The following is a 20,493-nucleotide window of genomic DNA, read 5'->3' as shown; positions in this document are numbered from 1 at the left end:
GTAGTTCCTTACAATAAATCGGAGGCGATATATTTCGAATCGCATAGTGCAGACATATCAAGCGCTAGCGCTTTTGCAACTGCTGTCAGCACAATATCAGTAGCACCGGTATATGTATATCTGTCTTCCGCTAATGACTCATAATACTTTACAAGCTTTCTGTGATGCTTGTCCTTTACAGTGTTCAAATGCCTTAAAAACAAGTCAGTTCTTTCTGCATCAGGAGCATTGTAAACATCTACAATCCCTCCATTTTCTTTACTAAAATCTCCGAAATACCCCTTATCCCTATAATAAAAACCTTTGGAAGAATAACACTTTCCTTCAAAATATAAATTACGGATAATATCCAGACGAATATCTATGTATTTTTCTTCAACCATTTTTGTTTTAATAAAATCCACTTGCTCAGAATCAACATCAAACAAATATGCTAATGAGAGTAAATTAGCCACATCGTCATATGTTAGGTTCCCTTCACAGTACAGAACCTTCTGTTTATCATTTTCTATATATTCCAAAACATCATGCTTTATCTCATCAATTTCATACCCCAATTGATATTTAATCAAAATAACAGATAATAGCTTTAAGCCTATTGCAATATGAAGTCTTGAGGCATTCTCTTGGTTAAGATTATCTTTATATCGATTAATTCTTTTTTCAAGATTTTCTAATTCTTTCTGATAGTATTCCTTTGACTTAAAATCATCTTTTATTCTATTCATAATTTTATCCCTTCATTCCGACTAATAAATTTTTCTTAATACTCTCCCGGACATACTTCTATTCCCAACGAATATTTTACCTCATTCAATAGCTCTTCCTCAGTTAAGTTATACGGAAAAGGCTCTGCATCCTCCATAGCATTATTCATAAGTTCATCATATGTTCCATACTCTATCACAATAAATGGTTTATCCGAAAAACAAACTTCATCCACTCTATAATACTGTCCATTATACTCAAAAGTCGGTCTGACAGAACTGTTTTTCACAGCATCATTTCCTCTTCCGTCAAGAAATGACACCACAAACCGTATTGCGGCTCCGTAAAATCATATTGCAATGATTTCTCCCAATCCTTTGCATTCAAAAGCGTTAAAATATTCTTATCTTCTCCATTTGTTCGGTATGTGCTGCAGCGACACTTCATGCCATGAAATTCTACAATCATTTTTTTACATCCTTACTATTTTTTGTTCAACCATATTACTCAATTTTAGCCTCTACCAAAATATAAAACTTATATTCCTCGTTCTCAATCCACATGGAAGTCTTTGTAATTTGCACATTTAAAGGGCACTGGTCATCAAATACCGTATAACATTTCGTTCCCGAGCCCTGATATACAGCCTCTCCGTAATATTCCTTTTTCATATATGTAAGCTTCAGCTTTAATGCTTTATCAAAAGTAGACCATGCATTCGAATCATTTTTCAGATATGACTCCTTGCACCTTTCTGCTTCCATTACCATATCCGAAAAATTCAACAGCTCGATTTCTGTATTTTTATCTATTTTTAATTTTGTCTTCTTAAAGCCATTTATCACCTTTACCTTTGGAACAGATGGCACTTTTGCTTCTACTTCTGCTTCAAAAGAAACGTTTTCTCCACATTCCTCATTCCAAAACACATTCGCCTGACCGGACCATTTTACCTTAATCAAATCCTGCGTAACATCTAAAATATCAATTTTTCCTGATGTGACATCCTCGTGCTCTAGCACATACAAAGTTCCTGCCTCTTCGCCCTTGTTATTATAAGCCTCATTCCATTCAAAGCTTTTTCCTATTAATTTATTTGGTTCTTTTACTCCGATATGAAAACCATTATTATGATACAATCTAATGGTTCTAAGCTCATAATCCAAATCTTCACCCTCATAGCTTCCGTCTATATCCAGAAACATGATTAATGATTTGTTATCTTCTGACATCTCAAAACCTACATTAGCAGCAGTGATTTTATATTCATAATTATTCAGTTTCAAATACATATCGATCCCTCCCGGCATTGTGTTGCTAAATTTCTAATTTTTCATTTTGAGATAAAATGTACTCCACTGGATTTTTGCAAAACCGATTTGCTCTTGATTTTTTCATAACCCCAATTATCTCTTCCATTCGTGGTGAGTAAATCTTATCTCCCACAAGAAACATTGCACCGATTTCTTGTACATATTCAATCACTGAAATTAAGTTGGTTTTCGTAAGACTTCGCAAATCCAATCGACAGCTTATTTCATCTAATATGTTATCAATGTATATGAACTCTATACACGTTTCATCCGATTTTCCATACTGGATAATGTCTTTTGACCAACTATCCTCCTGTTCAAGAAACTTAAGATTATGCGGTGGTTGAGGTATCCCTTTCCACGAAATCATTTCATCATGACTTAATCTATCAAAATTTAATCTTGCCGGTATAATATTGCATTGAAACTGCCATATCGCCATGTTAAGTCCACCCACTATCATCTATGTTATAAACATTTATCATAATCGTCAATGTATTTATATTCATTATAGTTCCATAGTCCCCACATGCCACTGGCTGTATGTAAATTCTCTTTGTACATATTCGAATTTTCCCTTCGTATATAAGTTTTACCTTGTATGATTCATGAAATAATTATCCAATAGACTTCTAATATAGGATGGTGTCACAGGTACTTCCGAATCAAACGGCGGATATTCCAAATTTATCTTTTTATTATCTGACAAAATACGAATTCTCATGTTACCATTATCATCAACACGTACAAACCAATAAAATATATTTCCTTCATATTCTATTTTTCTTTTCCCTTTCTTTGCAACCATACTCAAAACCACCAATCCTATTGATTTATTCTCTCTTTAATTTCTCCATACCAGCTCATCAACTCTGACACAGGTGATATTCCGCACTTGGTATAGTTGTCATAACGATAGGATGTATCGAATTTATTGGTAGCAACATCAAATTCCAGCTTATATTCATTCGGACATTTTTGCTGATACTTATCGCACAGTTCCACCAGCTTATTAATATCTTTTGTTCCAATTGATAAAAACTCGTCAGAAGCTTCATCATCAGCAAAATTCCCCGCAGATATAACATCCTTTCCTTTCACGAAAATGGCATTAAACATTTTCTGTGATGCATCCTGGTAAATGTAGATATATATTTTATCAACATTTCCGTTTGTATACTCCATGCATAACGAAACAAATTCCGACTGTAAATCTGTAAACGCGTCTTCAAAACCTTTAAGCATAATTTTCCTTTATCCTCCACGTATTTTCTCCAGTTCAAATTTTAAAACACAATCTCTCCAAGGTCCGGATAGTCCTTCTTAAGCACATCCATATTTCTCTTGAACACAGGTAGTTTATCCGGCAGATTACTCTTAAAATAATCCGTAATAACTTGAAGTAGTGAAAGAATTTCCTCTCTTCGGTATGTAGCTTGTGATATAGTTGCTATCGCGTAATAATACCCTTGCACCGGCTCCACTTTATTCTTCCCATCAGAGAACGGGTACCTATTTTCTTCCAATGCTTTCATAATCACATCTACGATATCCTCATCCTCTGAAAAAGGTAACATTCTCTGGTAGTCCTTTAATTTAATTGGTGCATGACTAAAAGAAGCTATCTTCTTACAATACTTCCATACCTTTTCCTTATTGGTGTCGTCTGTATGAGACATAAGAATATAGGTCATAGGCTTTGTAATTATCATTTTTCTCTTGTCATCAAATATACCCTGTGCCTGTAATTCTTTAAATGATAATGTTTCAAATGTATGTATGACCTCTCTCATTTCCTCTATTGTAGGTGCAGTGTCCTTCATGATAAGTACCTCCGTTTCAAACGATTTATAACACCATTAAAGTTTCTATCGCTAATCACTCAACTTCATGTAATCATCTACCGGAATTCCACCCATGCAGATAATTCGTACATCATCCCATCTTTCTTTTAATGATTTTCCTCTATAAATTGTTGCATTCACTAATTCATCTGCTGTTAAAAATTCCGTTCCATTAGGAATATCACACAATCCAGCCCAGTAGGGTTTATCGTACTGTGGAAGGCAACCTATATAGTGTTCTGGTTCACTTATTTCACCAACAAAATAGAAGGATGTTTCATTCATAATTTCGCCTTTTCTCAATTCTGCCAAGAAATAGTTAAAATCTACTGCATTCAAATTATATTCTGTATGGTCCATATACTATATCCTCATAATAAACAACCATCACCGACGGCAACAAAATCAAAACCAAATCAGATGGATAACAAAAATCCGACCACTTTGTACAAAAAAGATTAATTGGCAATTGCAAGCCATTTTCACAGTCATAATATACCAATATCTTGTCCACATTTAATTCACTAAAAAATGTTTCAAAAGCTTCTCTGGTTTTATCTTCATTCTTTCCCCACTGGCAATCTTTAATTAATACTGGAGCACTATGATGAACGATATCGTTTATGTATGCACTCTCTTGAAATATTTCCTTTTCACAAATCCGAATCCATTCCTTCTCTACTTCATCCTTGGATATAACACTTATTGTAGATAGTTCCTGTTCAGATAGTACTGCATATTTTTCATCGCTAAATCTCCAATAATATTTGAAATCTTCAATACTCAAATAATCACCTGCTTTTTCTGCAATTTCTTTAACTCATCAAAGGTATAATCCATATATTTTTTACCGGGTTCCAGAATAGAATTTGTCGTTGCCGGAATCACCTTTAGCAATTCATTCACATCAATGTCTTTCGGAAACGAAACAATATCCCCGTGTTCGTTTTCGTCCTTATGTGCACAGAAGATAAATTCTCCCGCTTCCCAGTCGATAGCAAATGTATTCATACATCCAACCGCATCTAAATCCATTAGTTCCTCATGATTTGCTATAAAATTCTCATATATGAATTCAAATAATGCATCCTTTTCAATTTTAATGATTCTACATTCATTGTCCTTCATCTGTCACACCTCACAACAGTTTTTGAAATCTGCATATTATATCCACTCTCCATAAAACCATATATTCGATTTCGTATAATAGTCTTCATCATTGAGTTCTTCTATATATCCAATCTCAGGCAACTTTGTCATGATTCCTCTTTCTTTCGCAAAGGAACGCTTATCATCCACTCTCGTCCATATCTGATAAGGTCCTTTCCTGTCCCAAAAGGAATTATAATACTCCTCATCATAGAAAATAATAATCTGGGATTCCCGTACATCCGGATAGGTTATAGCTGCTACTACCTTACAAAATGGTAAATCCTTCGGCTTGTTACCGATAATTTCCTCGGTCTTTTCAAGCCATTTCTTACAAAATGCAGTCTTAATCTTACCAGAGGTTTAGGTTTCGAAAGCCATGGTCCGCATGGTACGTGAAAATGCTCGTATGAATCCTCTGTATCTTTGAAGGGCAAATCATTTGCATTTTTAAATGGATCTATTTTATCCATCCATCTTAACAGTCTTTTAAATTTTCTCTGATGTCCTCTGGATTTGCTTCGAATCATATATATTGACATTTTGCTTTCCCTTCTGTATCTTATCTGGCGCCATCCATCCACGAACCATATGCCTGACTTTCAATGTATTTTAAATTCAGCTTTTCATATTCCTCTATGGCATCACACAATCCCCTGTCGTAAGATTTACACAGCATCATTACATTATCATTTTGATAATAATCTGTATTTATGCGTACTTTCTGCCTGGTTTCCTTGGGATTATAATAGATGACATATTTCTTATCGCAATACTCCGGTGCAATGGTTTGACCTTCTGTAAGTATATTTTCCAGCTGTAACTTAATATAATTTCCCATATCAATCCCCCTAAGGCCGTCCCTGCTCCACAATCATCTCTACATTTTCAAACACATCCACAAACACCTGCTTTGCTCTTTCCAAAAGCTTATGACATACCTCCGGTTCCTGAAACAAAAAGCTTACACGCAACTCTATTCTTTTTACATCAGGATATTTTTCTTCATATTGTTTGGAATCTATGTACCAAATATAATTATTGAGTTTCTCCTGCAACAACAATAAATGTCGATTCATATCTGACCAGTCCATTCCATCTGCAAGAAGAAGTATCAAACTTGAAGTTTCCTGTTCATACGCCAAGCCATCTATGGTATCTGTATTTTCAACGTTCAGCTTATTATTGTTATTCTCTAACTCCATATCATCACCTATTCCATTATTTTCCGTATTTCCTCTGCATTTTCTTTCAAATAGCGATATTCACTTTTATCCGCCAAATCCAAATATTTTTCAAGTTCAGCCGAATGAATAATATGCAACACATGAAGTACCACAATCTTTTGGTACTCTGATGCATAAGCATCATCCTTATATTTATCTCTCCACCAAAAATCTATTGCATACTCCTCGGCTTTGTCCGGGTAAATATAAGCTAAGGATTGCAAAGCAAGACGCTGTGTATACTCATTATCAACCTGCAAAAAATCGAATATCAGCTCCCTTATTTCATCCTTACCATTACAATCCTTCAGACTCTCTGCGAATTGCCACTTTGCATTTATGTAATCAGTAGACAACACTTTCTTGCATAATAATTCGTACCACTCAGGATAATCTAATAACATTGCTACAATACGGCTACATTCGTTATCCCTTGCAATCCCAAATAAAATATCATCAAGCATCTGCTTCGAAGCTTCATCACAGGACGTGGTCTTAATTATATCAAATATAACATCACACATATCGTCAAATTCATTTAAGTCAATCTCCCATTCCCCATTGTCGCGACTTTCGCTCCAATCCGGATAGTCTTTATTCGCTCTTTTTATAAATTTGGCAATACACTTATGCAATTTTCTTTCATAATTATCAAACATATCTTACCTACCAATCAATAGCTTTATAACACATACAACTACGCTACTTGTACAACCTACATTTTACCATGTTCAGGAGGTTCATTCCACTTATATTTTCTATATTTTTTATTAAAGGGCGAACTGTAAATTACAACAATTCGCCCACAACATAACAATATAGCAAATATTACGTTTTAATAATTACTACCTTGTTTCTCTACTCTTCTGTACGCTGATACTTCTCGAATCATCTCTTACACCATAGTATTTCTTACGATACTGATATTCAGCCATAAATTCATCATACACAGTCATCTTATAACGGATACTATTCATCTTCTCTCTCGTATATCCCATACGCTGACAGTAAGCATTATATTCTGCTGTATAATCATCTGTAGGCACAGGTAGAAGCGAAGCACGTTCTTCCATAGACAGCTTAGTATAATCAATCGTTTCCGGAAAAACCTCTGTATCTTCTGATACTTTTTCTTCTGTCTCAGGAATTTCAACATCTGCTTCCTCTGATACTACAATAGCCAGTAGCTCGTCTATTGAAGCAGTCTGAATAGCTGCGATCTTAGAATCCTCTACAGTCTCAGAAATCTGCTCTTGTATTGCTTTCTCTGCGTCCTTCACTTCCGCAAATTCCTCATAAGACATAATATCTTCCTTTGCCATCTCCAAAGTCACATCTGCTGTATCTTGGTATTTGATATCTTCCAAATAATCCATATACTCCCACTTCCACTTATGGGTAGAACTGGAAAGCTGGCTTAACACCATATCCCAAAGTTCTACTGCTCTGGCAGCTTTTTCATGATACAGTTCTACTGCCTGCTGTCGCTCAAACTCATCTTTGGTCATAACCGGTGCTGTAAGCTCCCCTTCCATGAATCCGGCTGCATCATTTACATTTATAAACTGTGATTGCAGATAATCCACATAGTCTTTATTCCAGTCCTCTCTTGCAAGCTCTTCACTACAATAATCCTGACAAATACGATTTCTGTCAAATGCCAGTTTTCTTTTCCGCGCAAGAAGCTCTCTCTGCTTCTGCTCCTCCTGTAGCTGTTTCTCCTTCCTTGCAGCCTCTTCTCTGGCAAGTGCCTCTGCTTTTACCCTTGCTACTTCCTCAGCAATGCGACGGGCTTCTTTTTCCGCATTACGCTCTGCCACAACCTTTGCAATTCTTTCTACAAGGTCAGCTTTGCCATAACCTTCTCCCAGCTTATTTCCTCGAATACCCTGCTTCATACCCGACGTGGAAAATGTCACTGTTTTATTCGTAACACGAATCTTCCAGTTATACATAAATTGCAGACATTCAACCATTTGCTCAAAGGAATCCACGAAAGGCAACAGCTTGTCTATGGTATCCCGAATCAATTCTCTGTTAGAAGTGACACCAACACCGTCCTTGGCATTCTGATTCATCAGATTCTTTTCCACCCAGTAGTTGTCCGTGTGCTTCTTAGCAAGCAAATCTACCTGTCCTAAACCCAGTCGGATACACTTCTCCATTACCCACTTTTTTGCATGGAACATCATCTTCCCGGTGCTTTTGTGCTTACAGCCCAGCTTCCATTCACAGGGTTTCTCATGCCACCTGCTCTGCTTTCCGGCATACTTTCTGACAGAATTGATAACCATGTGAACGTGCATATTCTGACTGCCATTGTGACCATCCGGATGAACTGCCACCACTGCCTGATGCCCCGGTGCGAATACCGAAAGCCATTGCTTGCCAAATTCCAACGCCTGCTCTATGGTAATGGGATCATTTGGCTCAAAGCTGATGATATAGTGATGCGCCTTTACATCCTTTACGGAATTATTCTTGCCATACAGACGATTGACCTCGATACATTCTGCACCAAAGCTGTCCACATCACAGTTCACACCTACAATCAGATAATTCTCACGCTCTTGTATTCTGCCTTTTTCATCCAACACAGGCTTGTTGGTATATTCATCAAACTGGCAGGTAAGATACTCCACCGCCGAAGAATAAAATCGGTTCTTTACTGAGATATGCTTCAAAATCGCCATTAACCTTCACCATCCTCTCCACTTTTGCGCCTACGCTTCTTTCCACAGGCAACATCCTCCAATGCAGGAAGTATTTTAAATTTCAAATCCAACAGCTCCCTTATGGCTTCCTTCAGTTCATAATAAATGCTGTAAAAATCTCCGCCACCATTTAAGTGCTTTGCTATCTGGTTCAGGTTGGAACCAATCTTGCCCAGCTGCATGGAATACTCCTTCAGCAGACTGGTATCACCATAACAAGGAAGCTTTCTTCCTAATGCACACCGTCTGATATATTCCGAGGTGCTAAGCCCGGTCTTTCTTGCCTTCGCTTCAATCTCTTCCTTATCCTCTGCCGAAATACGCATGGACATCAGAACCATATTCTCTTTCTTTTTATCTGTATTTCTCATAAATTCCTCCATTCCGATACACAAAAAAGCAGGTAAATAAATACCTGCTCCCTCGTACCTACAAAATATAAATTTTTAATTGCTACTCCAATAGAATAATTAAACTGCCGGATACGTCAGAAGATTTTCCCCGATGCAGATTCTGCATCTCCCCCCCCGTGCATAGCCTCGCTCCCCTAAGGTCGCTCACCAATGCGCTCGTTGCACTCACGGATATTTCCTTTAGCAGTCTGTTGCGGCTCGTTATAATTCGCTCGCCGAATATATGGAAATGTGTCATACACCTGTCTTACAGAAATCTGCTAATCACATTTCTCATAAGAAATCCTGCTATAGCCTCCGCATCATTTTCCTTAAGAAATCCTTCTTTCGCTGATGCGTGCCGACCTAAGTCGGCATGGGCTCCGGATACGTCGCATAAGGTAGAGCAAGTTCCGCCCTGTATATACACGGGCAGGAACTTGTTGGGGATTTGACATCCCCAAGCCCTAGCTTTTTCGCCTTATGGACATAAAAATAAAGCCTGCAAGCAGACTTTATTTTTTGCCAAAGGCTTGGCTGGCTTCGTAAGAATTTCGTATCACAGCTTTTCCCATAGAAAAAGAACTGTCTTACAGATAAGGTCATTTCCTCATACAAGGCACCTTTTTGTAAGACAGTCCGTCATACTGTGATTTTTCATTTTCTTACTCATCATCCATATCAAACAGACTTCCAAGCATATCTTTTGTGGCACTATCCATAGCATTGGAAGTATCTGCGGCAAGTTCATTATCGGGAACCGTTGGCTCCGGCACATTAGCTGCTACAGCAGAAGGCATTACATTCGGTACAGCAACTGTCATACCATTAGGAACTGCACCAGACATCGGCAACGTAGCCATAGGAACAACTCCCATATTCATCTGCTGAGCCATTGCTCCCAGAACTCCGGCAAACATATTGTTAGCCATATTCTGTGAGGACTCCTGCACCACCTTGGTAAATTCCTCTGCCATGCTTTTGATTGCCTGCTCCATCCATTCTGTGGTTTCCTTTTCCCGAATGCCCCTTTGCTCACTTTCCATAGCAGAAAACAATGCCTGCTTGATAAGCTCTGTCTGATTCAGATATCCCGGCTGGCTGGATTTTGCCTCCAGCCACGCAAGGATTTTTCTGTCACTTTCACATTTCGGATTCAACCGAAAAGATATTGCATTTCCCATAAAAGCCTCCTATCCCAGATTTTCTGCAAGATAACGGTAGCCGATGGCATTGGCTTTCACATCCGTTACATACTGGATGTTTCTGCCCTGCGCTCTGCCAAAACGCTTCATCACACAGGCGCCACCGCCCACATACACAATATTCTCATGCATTAAATCCACCTTAATCTCCCGAAGCTTCGCTTCCACCTCGTCTGCATACTGCTGTAAGCCCTTCTCAATAAAAGGGATAAAGTCAGCATTTACATTGGACTGCTTTCCACGGATAACATCAACAATGTCATCCTCCGGCATTTCACACTTTAACTTGGGAAGGGCTTCCTTTTTGATACGCTCAATGGTGGTAATCAGTCCAAGCTCATAAGTACAGGCATCCTTATCCATAGGGATTCTGTCACGGACGCTTAATATATCCAAGGTCCAGGAGCCCAAGTCCACACATCTGAGTCTGTCCATATCTCCCATACGGTTCGCAATAGCTGCATAACACTGGGCATAAATCTTTACCTTATCCATGAAGAAAGAATAATGCACTCCCTCAAAGGTAAAAGAAATACGCTCCTTATGCCACAGATAATCACGAAACTCCTTACGCTCCGCACCAAACAAGGTCAGAGGCACACCTGCATATAATTCCACATGAGAAGCCGCTGTCTTACCCTGATACTGCAATTCCTTGGCAATCCCTGCAAGGGTCAGCAGAAAATAGTTCTCATTCTCTGTCTTGGTTGCCTGCTTTCCAAGTCTGCCCTGTCCTACGATATACTTTTTCCCTTTATACTCCAAAAGTCCGTTCTTGGTAAGAGGCTCATAATCCACCGGAACTATAGAAGTCTCCATAAAAGTATGCTCGCCCTTAATGGAACTCCAGCCATGATCCAGTGCAATTTTAACAGGTGCCATAGTTGTTTCAGTCATAAATAAATTTTCTCTCATAAAATCCTCTCTTTCTCCGGCATAATAACCGGTCTGCATAATATTTTTGTTTTGTGTTGCAGTCGCTCCTGCATTAGTGATACTTGTAAACAATCTCTCCATAAATAACCTCCTCCGCAAGCTGTTTTGCCTGCTCTCTTATTTTCCACATTTCCATAGTGGAATGTGCATCCTTTGGCTTATGCTTCACCAGATACTTCTCTACAATCCTATCTAACATCTCATAAGCCTCCTCATTTACTTCCTTTGCCCTAATCAGAAGCTGACCCAGCCTAATATGATGACGATACCTGTCAGGGTGGTTTTCCTTCATATAACAAATCCACAGATGACCGTATTTTCCGATATCGGCGGCTGCTACAACCGAAGCCGTATCGGATTTCGTATCAGTATCATCCATACCGATATTCGGATACAAAATACCATCCACCTCTGTATAAGTACCTCCCAGCTTCTCAAACAATGAAATTTCATTACTCATAATCTTAACTCTCCTTCCATAATCCATTTGAATTTTTGATAATAAAAAAAGCCCACATACCTGCATTTCTACAAGTACATGGACTTATACTTTTATCATCCTCATCTGATGATTCCTATTCGTTTGTACTACACACTTTACTACACACTTTTTATGATAAACTACACACTTTTACGATAAGTTACGATACTTTTGCGATTTCTGTAAAAGTGCTGTAAGCCTTGTAAATACGGCGTTTTTCGAGGTTTGGGAGAGTCTTCAAAACAGGACAGCCAAGAATTCGATAAATTCCTGTTTGTACTGTTCCATTTTTCTTTCATTCCTCCTTGATTTCAGACCATTTATGTACCCTTTAGTTAGGCATTTCGAACTCATTCTAGCACAAATGGTTTCGAAACACAAATGGTTAATTTTTCTGTTCCATTTTGTATCTAATTGTTGTACAATAGCCAAAGGTCTATATTTTTCGACATACCTTTAGAACAATTCCGTCCTATATTACCATATTTACGAAAAAATATATACATTAGAAAGGAAATTTTATCAATATGAAGAAAAAAACAGCACTTTTTCTCTGTCTGATCCTGCTTATTTCCACTATCGGAACAGGATGCAGCAGCAAAAAAGACGCCATCCGATTCGGTGCAGCGGATATCGGCGGTATCTATTATACCTTTGCAAATGCTTATGCCGGTCTGGTCAACAACGATGCCCCTGATTACAGCATTGAAGCAAAGAAGACTGCTGGATCTGCGGCAAATCTACGACTGCTTGCCGACGGTTACATTGATCTCTGTATTGCACAAAATGATATGATTGATGACGCAGTAAATGGAACAGGCACATTTGTGGGGAAATCGATCAGTGGATATTCCGCTATCGCCTCTCTGTATCCGGAAGCCTGCCAGATCATTGTAAAAAAAGATTCAAACATCAAGTCTCTCGATGACCTGACCGGAAAAACCATAAGCATCGGAGCATCCGATTCCGGTACGGAACGAAATGCAAAACAGATCCTTGAGGTTGCCGGTCTGAATAACGATCTGGTCAAAACCACAAACCTTGACTATATCGATGCTGCCGAAAGCCTGGTTTCCGGTGAAATTGATGCTTTCTTTGTTACAGCAGGCATTCAGACCACGGTCATTGAAGAGCTGACAAGAACCTGTGATATCCGTTTGATCGGACTTAACGACAGTTGTAAAAATAAGCTATTGTCTGCTTATTCGTATTACTCCGATTTTATCATTCCCGCAAATACCTATTCCGGTCAGACCGAGGATGTATCAACGGTCTGTGTGCAGGCTGTCATGCTTGCAGATAACGACTTATCGAAGGATACTGTAGAAGATCTTACGAGGCTTCTATTTGAACATGCAAATGATCTGCAATATTCACTTTCGATCGATATGCAGTTAAATGAACAGGCAGCAACAAAGGGCATCACGATCCCATTTCACAAAGGGGCTGCTGCTTACTACAAAGAAAAAGGGATTACCGTTGATGTACGATAATTTCTGAACATAAGAAAGGGTAATTATGAAAATTCAATTAGATATGTATCAGACACTTGCGATTGCCGTCCTTGTGTTGATGCTTGGAACATTTTTGAAAAAAAGGATCTTCTTTCTGGAAAAATTCTGTATACCTTCTCCTGTTATCGGCGGACTCTTATTTGCAATCTTCACCTGTATCTGTTACAGTACGGGATTGGCAGAATTTTCCTTTGATGATACCCTACGGGAAGTCTGTATGGTATTCTTCTTTACCTCTGTAGGTTTTCAGGCAAATCTGAAGGTCTTAAAGAGCGGTGGCAAATCACTGGCGGTCTTTCTGGGGCTTGTTATTGCTCTGATCGTACTTCAAAACCTGCTTGCTGTCGGTATGTCCAGGATCCTTGGACTTGACCCTCTGATCGGTATGTGTACCGGATCAATCCCAATGGTCGGCGGACACGGAACCGCAGGTGCCTTCGGTCCGGTTCTGGAAGACTTTGACATATCCGGTGCAACCACAATCTGTACCGCAGCTGCAACCTTTGGTTTGATCGCCGGAAGTCTGATCGGCGGTCCACTCGGAAAACGACTGATCGAGAAAAAGAATCTGTTAGAAACGGTTGTGCCTGAAGATGACAGCCTTTTGATCGAAGAAGAAAAGAAACATGAACGTCATACAAATATGTATGCAGCCGCTGTTTTTCAATTGATCCTTGCAATAGGACTCGGAACGATATTCTCATGGTTACTGACAAAAACCGGGTTAACTTTTCCAATCTACATCGGTGCTATGATCGCAGCCGCACTGATTCGAAATATCGGTGAATATTCCGGTAAATTCACGATTCATATGGGTGAGATCAACGATCTTGGCGGTATTGCTCTCTCCCTGTTCCTCGGTATTGCAATGATCACATTAAAACTATGGCAGCTTGCATCTCTCGCTCTTCCATTATTTATCCTGCTGACCAGTCAGGTTATTCTGATCTGTCTGTTCACATACTTTGTTGAATTCAACATCATGGGACGTGACTACGATGCTGCTGTTCTGGTTGCCGGAACCTGTGGTTTTGGAATGGGGGCAACACCAAATGCCATGGCAAATATGCAGGCAATCTGTGATAAATATTCGCCATCCGTAAAAGCCTATCTCCTGATTCCGCTTGTTGGCAGTTTATTTGCAGACTTTATCAACAGCCTTGTTATTACATTCTTCATCAACCTGTTATAAAAGGAGGATATTCTCATGTTCGGACATAGAAAAGATAAGAAAAAAGATTATAATCTGACTTACGACAATCTCGCAATCCCTGAAATTCATACGCAGTCAGACTCGGATTCGAATGACGCTGACACTTCGAATCCTGTACATACAGAATCTTCCAAGGAGGAAGCGAACATCTCCTATGATGTCGCCATCCCTGAAGTTCATATCCGGAAGAAAAAATAAAAAACTCCCTACAGTCGATATCACTGTAGGGAGTTTTTTATTTATTCATCACGCTTCATATAGACCTGCTCGAAGGATTCAATATTCACAGGCTTACTATACAGATAGCCCTGAATATGGTTGCATCCCATTTCCTTCAGGTATTCTGCCTGTTCCTTGGTCTCTACTCCTTCCGCTATACATTCCACTCCAAGATCTGTGCACATCTCAACCAGATGTCTTAGAATCGTTCTGCTGGCTATATTCTTGTCTATATTATAAACCATACTCCGATCCAGCTTGATCACATCAAACTTCATAGAAGAAAGAATCGATACATTGGAATATTTTGTTCCAAAGTCATCCATGGCAATCCTGAAACCTGCAGTATGCAGTTTATTTGCAATTCTGGTAACCATCTCATGTTCCATCTCACCAACAGACTCTGTAATCTCGATCTCGATCATATCCTTTGGAACTCCATAAGATTCAACAATCGCATTGATACGCTCCGGCATATCTTCTTCCAACAGAGATATTCTGGAAAAATTACAGGAGACCGGGATCAGATTATACCCTTCTTTTTTCCAACGTATAAGCATTTTACATACATTTTCAAGCACAAAGAGATCCATATACTTTATATTTCTGCTTTTTTCCAGACGATCGATCACATTTGCGAGGTTATCCGGTTTGGCATATCTCACCAGTGCTTCTGCACCATAACAACGACCATTCGAATAGTCCACCTTCGGCTGTAAATACACAAAGAACATTCCGTCTTTAATGTCTTTTTTTACAAGCTCTCTCGTTAATGTACTCCATTTATAAGAATGTTCATCCTTCTGATCGTACCACTTCTGTTTCTCCATATAGAGCATATCATACGCATGGTTTTCCATCCGCTTGATATCTTTCTCATAATCATCCCATACATATCCGATACATGCCGTAAAATCGCCAATCTTAAGCTGACCTTTCAATGCACGAACCTGATCCAGGAAATCACACTGTGAAATATTCTCACAAATTACAGCAAAATCGTCATCCCCAATCCGATAAATACAGGATTTCGGAAATACCTTATCTAACAGTCTGTAATAATCAATCATCAGATTATCAACAAAGGACTGTCCAAATTCATCAAATATATTACGCACTTCATTGATATCAATAATCACGATACCCACTGATTCCAGATTCTGTCTGCGGTTTATATAATCCATATAGCAGATACGATTATATGCTCCCGTTATACGATCATGCGTCACTTCATAATTTCGTTCTTCTGCAAGCGCCCGGCTGACAATATCATTTCCAATATACAAAGACAAAAGATTCATAAGCTTCAGGTCACCACTGTGAAGCTGCGGATTAAAGATAATGATCCTTCCAATAATCTCAGACTTATTGTCTTTGATCGGAACAGAATACATTGACCATATCCTGTTTTCCAAAAAAAACGAATACAGATCCGATGTTTTGTATGGGTAGTCCGAAATATGATTAATGATCAGTGCACCTTTTTTACTAGATATACTCTGCAGTTCTTTCCGGACAGTTTCTTTATAAAAGATCTCCAGTTTTTTCCCATACGAATTACTATTTGCTGATTTCCATTCATGACATTCATATAACTTATTGGAATCACATTCCACCAGACAAGCATGTTTTGCGCCATAATACTCTCCAAGTGTTTCTAACAGTTTGCTGTAATTTAAGGAATGCTCTACTCCTGTAGAAATCTGTGTAATACTGGATACCAACGCATCCTCAATATCATAACGGTTAGAAAGAACCTGTGTTACTTTATCGGCATCAGAAATATCAACAGCCATCTCCATACGACACTTTCTTCCATGCCAGTTTACAATCCTGTCTTTTAAAACATATTCTTTTCCGTTATTGAGATTCTTATGATGCGAGATAAAACTCTTCTCCGTTGATAACAGCTTATTCGTGCAGAAGCTGCACGGAAGATCCATACCCTGAAGCACCTTATAACAATGCTTGTCAATATAAGAAGTATCATCTTCATCCAGACCAACACCAAGCTTGGCTGCCTTATTCATATATTGCAGCTTATAAGAATTCATCTCCGTTACATATACAACATCTGAGATGTCATCCAACAGATAATCCTCTTCATCCGAATAACTGCTGAACTTGGAATTTAATACCGGTTTAGCCTCATCCATCTTCTCACAGAAAAGCATACAGCGGTCTTTGCCCTGCCGCTTGGAATAATATAACGCCTGATCTGCTTTATAATATAAAGAATCGAATTTTAATGACTTTGATATAGTATCAACTGCAATACCGATTGATGCCGAGTGCTCCGCCTTACATTTAATCGCACGAATTCCTTTATTAAGTGTCTTCGCAACCATGCATGCCGTATCTTCATCGACTATATCCGGAATAAACATAGAAAATTCATCTCCACCGAGACGACCACAAAATCCACCATATGTATTTGCAACACTCTCCAGAACAACTGCTGTGTCACACAACAAATCATCTCCGGCATAATGTCCCAATGCGTCATTTACTAATTTAAAATCATCCAGATCGATCATATAGAGTGCACACAGCGTCTCATCAAATTCCACAAGAAACCTGGATACTTTAGACACAAAGGTGCTATGATTATAAACCCCTGTAAGGGAATCACGTTCCGCACGCAGAATTAATTCCTGACTCTGCAGTTTCTCCTCATGAATCGAATACAACTTACCTACAATCTTTTTTACCACACCGTTTGTATCAGCAACACTGACAAGCATTGCACGATGCCAGAGATACATACCGTTACCGATAAAATCGACCCTGATTTCAACGGTTTCGGTATCCTTAACAGCTGTCAGTTCAGCCAATACGTCTGATACCTCTTTTTTGTCTTCCGAGTAGATCAACTGACACTGAGCAAGGTTTGCAATAAAATCTTTATCATCAAAAACCGTTACGGTTCTGCCATCCATATATTTAGATATAACCATGCTGTCATCTTCAACCGTATAGGTAAACAAGAGTTCATCACTTCCCTGCGCCACTAACTTCAACATCTCGGTCTGTGCACTCTTTTCCAGTTCTTCTTTCTTTTTATTCGTAATATCTACACAAACAGCGCATATGGAAAAAACGCTTTTTCTTGCTGCAAGGAGCGACAGGCATACCTGCACCCAATAATATGATTCCGGATTATTTTTATTAATAAAGCGATATTCACCAATTGTCATCTTATTTGACAACAAGGTCTCCTTAATCTGTCGTTTCAGTTCTTTCCGATCTTCTTCAAATGCCAGATTGATATATTCATTTCCTTCTGTACCAAGCTGACCTTTTTCCAGATTGAACATCTTATAAAAGCTCTCACTGATATATTCTACTGTAATTTTCTTATTTCCGATATCAAATACTCCGACACCACCCGCCAGATTATTGAGAATGGACTCCAGCATACGGTTCTTATCCGCTAATTCCATATTAAGTTCAGAATTAATATCGGTCAGATTTTCAAGCTGTTTCGACAGCTTCTTGGTATTTGTTATATCTGTAATAAGGATTTCTCCGCACATTTCTCCTTCTTCCGACTGAAATGCCCGCCCAAAACAGAATACATATATAACTTCACCATTTTTCTTTTTTAACCGATGTCCCAGATATGCTTCTCCCCGGCTCGTCATCTTTGTATAGATGATCTGTGTATAATCCTCCCAGTCTTCATCTAGCATAATATCCTTTACATGAAGCTGTAAGCGTTCTACATCTTCCGCAGAGTAACCTAGGATCTGTTCAAATCCCTCATCTACCTTTAGAATCCTCATATCTCTGATACGTGCCTGATATCTGGAATATATAATTTCTTCAAATTGTTTTTCCATAACCAACTAACTGCCTCCCCAATACATCCTGTAAAGCAGATAACCCAATATCTTTTATTTTACACACCCAATTAACTCATTTATATCATCAATCTGATTCTCGATCAGATATTTTTCAATTCCATCTGCAATCTCCACTGTTGCATATGGATTATTGAAGTTTGCTGTACCAACTGCGATTGCCGATGCACCTGCCAGAATCATTTCAAGAGCATCCTCAGTCGTAGCGATACCACCCATGCCTATGATCGGAAGCTTGACAGCATTTGCAACCTGAAACACCATCCGTACTGCGATCGGATGGATCGCAGGACCTGATACACCGGCAGTCTTATTCTTTACAGCAAATGTACGACGCTTAACATCAATCTTCATGCCTGTAAGTGTATTAATAAGTGACAGTGCATCTGCTCCACCTGCTTCCGCAGCTCTTGCCATCTCAGTAATATCTGTAACATTCGGACTGAGCTTCATGATCACCGGCTGCTTTGCAACCTTCTTTACTGCCTGTGTTATATCATAAAGAGCTTCCGGCTTCTGACCAAATGCAATTCCTCCCTCTTTTACATTCGGGCAGGATACATTCATCTCAAGCATATCAATATCTGTATCTGCCAGCCGTTCTACGACATCTATATAATCTTCCTTTGACTTTCCGCATACATTTACGATCACTTTTGTATCATATTTTGCAAGGAACGGAAGATCTCTTTTTATAAAAGTATCAATACCCGGATTTTGAAGTCCGATGGCATTCATCATTCCGCCATATGTCTCTGCAATTCTGGGTGTCGGATTGCCCGGCCACGGAACATTTGCCACACCCTTTGTCGTAACTGCTCCCAGACGGTTCAGATCGACAAATTCCGAATACTCCATACCTGAACCAAATGTACCGGATGCAACTGTAATTGGATTCTTCCATTCTACTCCTGCGATGTTTACCGCCATATTTACTTTACTCATTACAGTTCCACCTCCTCAGCATAAAAGACAGGACCATCTGCACAAATCCTTGCATTGTGTACCTTTGAATGCTCATCCACATTCTTTGTCTGACAGACACAGGCAAGACAGGCGCCTACACCACATGCCATCTTTTCTTCCAATGAAATCTCACAACGGATATTCTGCTCTGCCGCATACTGTTTGATTCCCCGAAGCATCGGAGTCGGGCCACAGGCATATATGATATCACCGGTTACCGCACATGCTTTGATCGCATCTATTACATTTCCCTTTGTTCCATGCATTCCATCTTCGGAAGACAGATACACACTACCATATGGTTCAAATTCTTCATTTAAGAAAAGCTCATCCCGGTATCCAAGTACGATGGACTTCTCACAGTCCAGCTCTTTTGCAAGCTGCAGCATCGGTGGAATTCCGATTCCTCCACCGATCAGAATTGCTTTTCCAGACTCCTTCATAAAGCCATTTCCAAGCGGACCAAGAATATCAACCGTATCTCCTGCCTGTAATTTTGAGAACTCATTTGTTCCCTTTCCAGCGATACGATATACCAGACGAAGCGTACCTGCTTCTTTATCAATTCCACATAAACTGATCGGTCTTGGAAGCATGCGGCTTCCATCCTTTGAATATACAGAAACAAACTGACCTGCAACCGCCTGCGATACAATCTCCCCTGCTTTCAGGATCAGACTATATATATCTGTTGCTATACAGGTCTGGCTCACAACCCCTGCTGTTATCTTTACTTTTCCCATGTATCTA

Annotated in this window: 25 protein-coding genes; 3 read left to right on the top strand and 22 right to left on the bottom strand. The window is 39.1% G+C overall.

From position 1 onward, the window contains the following. Positions 1 to 8: 8 nt before the first annotated feature. The 19 genes from DW959_RS10500 to DW959_RS10405 form a co-directional block, all read right to left on the bottom strand. Positions 9 to 728: a PoNe immunity protein domain-containing protein gene (locus tag DW959_RS10500; protein WP_055144732.1), complete on the bottom strand. Its 720-nt coding sequence runs from the start codon at positions 726 to 728 to the stop codon at positions 9 to 11. A 35-nt stretch (positions 729 to 763) separates the two neighbouring features. Continuing rightward, positions 764 to 997, bottom strand: coding sequence for a hypothetical protein (locus DW959_RS10495; protein ID WP_055144735.1), 234 nt, complete (start codon positions 995 to 997; stop codon positions 764 to 766). After that, positions 994 to 1,176, bottom strand: coding sequence for a hypothetical protein (locus DW959_RS10490; protein ID WP_055144738.1), 183 nt, complete (start codon positions 1,174 to 1,176; stop codon positions 994 to 996). The genes DW959_RS10495 and DW959_RS10490 overlap by 4 nt, the downstream gene beginning before the upstream one ends. Before the next feature lie 35 nt (positions 1,177 to 1,211). Further along, positions 1,212 to 2,000: a hypothetical protein gene (locus tag DW959_RS10485; RefSeq protein ID WP_055144741.1), complete on the bottom strand. Its 789-nt coding sequence runs from the start codon at positions 1,998 to 2,000 to the stop codon at positions 1,212 to 1,214. Between the two features lie 25 nt (positions 2,001 to 2,025). Further along, a complete protein-coding gene (locus DW959_RS10480) occupies positions 2,026 to 2,463 on the bottom strand; it encodes a hypothetical protein (protein ID WP_055144743.1) in 438 nt (145 codons plus the stop codon). A 150-nt stretch (positions 2,464 to 2,613) separates the two neighbouring features. Continuing rightward, entirely contained in the window at positions 2,614 to 2,829 is a 216-nt protein-coding gene (locus DW959_RS10475; RefSeq protein ID WP_117549085.1) for a hypothetical protein, read from the bottom strand. Between the two features lie 17 nt (positions 2,830 to 2,846). Then, complete coding sequence (locus DW959_RS10470; RefSeq protein WP_118616080.1) at positions 2,847 to 3,266, bottom strand: hypothetical protein; 420 nt, start codon at positions 3,264 to 3,266, stop codon at positions 2,847 to 2,849. 41 nt (positions 3,267 to 3,307) lie between these two features. Then, entirely contained in the window at positions 3,308 to 3,844 is a 537-nt protein-coding gene (locus tag DW959_RS10465) for a hypothetical protein (RefSeq protein ID WP_118616078.1), read from the bottom strand. A 51-nt stretch (positions 3,845 to 3,895) separates the two neighbouring features. After that, complete coding sequence (locus DW959_RS10460; RefSeq protein WP_243003549.1) at positions 3,896 to 4,225, bottom strand: hypothetical protein; 330 nt, start codon at positions 4,223 to 4,225, stop codon at positions 3,896 to 3,898. Further along, entirely contained in the window at positions 4,206 to 4,652 is a 447-nt protein-coding gene (locus DW959_RS10455) for a hypothetical protein (protein ID WP_158564587.1), read from the bottom strand. Before DW959_RS10455 ends, DW959_RS10460 begins: the two co-directional genes overlap by 20 nt. Then, on the bottom strand, positions 4,649 to 4,993 hold the full coding sequence (locus tag DW959_RS10450; protein ID WP_118616076.1) for a hypothetical protein: 345 nt from the start codon (positions 4,991 to 4,993) through the stop codon (positions 4,649 to 4,651). The genes DW959_RS10455 and DW959_RS10450 overlap by 4 nt, the downstream gene beginning before the upstream one ends. A 583-nt stretch (positions 4,994 to 5,576) precedes the next feature. Then, the gene (locus tag DW959_RS10440; protein WP_055144769.1) at positions 5,577 to 5,855 is read right to left on the bottom strand and encodes a hypothetical protein; all 279 of its coding nucleotides are present in this window, start codon (positions 5,853 to 5,855) and stop codon (positions 5,577 to 5,579) included. Between the two features lie 10 nt (positions 5,856 to 5,865). Further along, positions 5,866 to 6,219 carry a DUF6572 domain-containing protein gene (locus DW959_RS10435; protein WP_117874275.1) on the bottom strand — a complete coding sequence of 118 codons (354 nt, stop codon included), beginning with the start codon at positions 6,217 to 6,219 and terminating at the stop codon, positions 5,866 to 5,868. An 8-nt stretch (positions 6,220 to 6,227) separates the two neighbouring features. After that, positions 6,228 to 6,899, bottom strand: a complete 672-nt coding sequence (locus DW959_RS10430) for a hypothetical protein (RefSeq protein WP_055144775.1) — start codon at positions 6,897 to 6,899, stop codon at positions 6,228 to 6,230. Positions 6,900 to 7,085: 186 nt separating this feature from the next. Continuing rightward, on the bottom strand, positions 7,086 to 8,933 hold the full coding sequence (locus tag DW959_RS10425) for a relaxase/mobilization nuclease domain-containing protein (RefSeq protein ID WP_015534769.1): 1,848 nt from the start codon (positions 8,931 to 8,933) through the stop codon (positions 7,086 to 7,088). Then, the gene (gene mobC, locus DW959_RS10420) at positions 8,933 to 9,325 is read right to left on the bottom strand and encodes a plasmid mobilization relaxosome protein MobC (protein WP_015534770.1); all 393 of its coding nucleotides are present in this window, start codon (positions 9,323 to 9,325) and stop codon (positions 8,933 to 8,935) included. Before mobC ends, DW959_RS10425 begins: the two co-directional genes overlap by 1 nt. Before the next feature lie 686 nt (positions 9,326 to 10,011). Beyond that, positions 10,012 to 10,530 (bottom strand): hypothetical protein, encoded by a 519-nt coding sequence (locus DW959_RS10415; protein ID WP_015534771.1) that lies wholly within the window; start codon positions 10,528 to 10,530, stop codon positions 10,012 to 10,014. 9 nt (positions 10,531 to 10,539) lie between these two features. Continuing rightward, positions 10,540 to 11,568, bottom strand: coding sequence for a ParM/StbA family protein (locus DW959_RS10410; RefSeq protein WP_015534772.1), 1,029 nt, complete (start codon positions 11,566 to 11,568; stop codon positions 10,540 to 10,542). Further along, entirely contained in the window at positions 11,540 to 11,947 is a 408-nt protein-coding gene (locus DW959_RS10405; RefSeq protein ID WP_015534773.1) for a TnpV protein, read from the bottom strand. Before DW959_RS10405 ends, DW959_RS10410 begins: the two co-directional genes overlap by 29 nt. Positions 11,948 to 12,495: 548 nt before the next feature. Here DW959_RS10405 and DW959_RS10395 point away from each other — a divergent pair. From DW959_RS10395 to DW959_RS10385, 3 genes are read left to right on the top strand one after another with little or no spacing between them, the layout of a single operon-like run. Next, positions 12,496 to 13,461: a TAXI family TRAP transporter solute-binding subunit gene (locus tag DW959_RS10395; RefSeq protein WP_117807488.1), complete on the top strand. Its 966-nt coding sequence runs from the start codon at positions 12,496 to 12,498 to the stop codon at positions 13,459 to 13,461. A 25-nt stretch (positions 13,462 to 13,486) separates the two neighbouring features. Then, entirely contained in the window at positions 13,487 to 14,674 is a 1,188-nt protein-coding gene (gene gltS / locus DW959_RS10390) for a sodium/glutamate symporter (protein WP_008400636.1), read from the top strand. A gap of 15 nt (positions 14,675 to 14,689) precedes the next feature. Continuing rightward, positions 14,690 to 14,893, top strand: coding sequence for a hypothetical protein (locus DW959_RS10385; RefSeq protein WP_117807487.1), 204 nt, complete (start codon positions 14,690 to 14,692; stop codon positions 14,891 to 14,893). Between the two features lie 41 nt (positions 14,894 to 14,934). On the opposite strand, the gene DW959_RS10380 is transcribed toward DW959_RS10385, so the two are convergent. Genes DW959_RS10380 through DW959_RS10370 form a run of 3 tightly spaced genes read right to left on the bottom strand, consistent with a single transcriptional unit; the run spans position 14,935 to position 20,486 of the window. After that, positions 14,935 to 18,756, bottom strand: a complete 3,822-nt coding sequence (locus DW959_RS10380; protein ID WP_118662769.1) for an EAL domain-containing protein — start codon at positions 18,754 to 18,756, stop codon at positions 14,935 to 14,937. A 54-nt stretch (positions 18,757 to 18,810) separates the two neighbouring features. Further along, on the bottom strand, positions 18,811 to 19,722 hold the full coding sequence (locus DW959_RS10375; RefSeq protein WP_117822585.1) for a dihydroorotate dehydrogenase: 912 nt from the start codon (positions 19,720 to 19,722) through the stop codon (positions 18,811 to 18,813). Next, on the bottom strand, positions 19,722 to 20,486 hold the full coding sequence (locus DW959_RS10370; RefSeq protein ID WP_117822584.1) for a dihydroorotate dehydrogenase electron transfer subunit: 765 nt from the start codon (positions 20,484 to 20,486) through the stop codon (positions 19,722 to 19,724). The genes DW959_RS10375 and DW959_RS10370 overlap by 1 nt, the downstream gene beginning before the upstream one ends. Positions 20,487 to 20,493: the final 7 nt, after the last annotated feature.

The sequence above is a fragment of the Clostridium sp. AM46-21 genome, assembly GCF_003480025.1.
Taxonomy (GTDB): Bacteria; Bacillota; Clostridia; order Lachnospirales; family Lachnospiraceae; genus Coprococcus; species Coprococcus ammoniilyticus.
The sequence above is the reverse complement of the archived record's forward strand: the minus strand, read 5'-3'. Positions and strand labels throughout refer to the sequence as shown.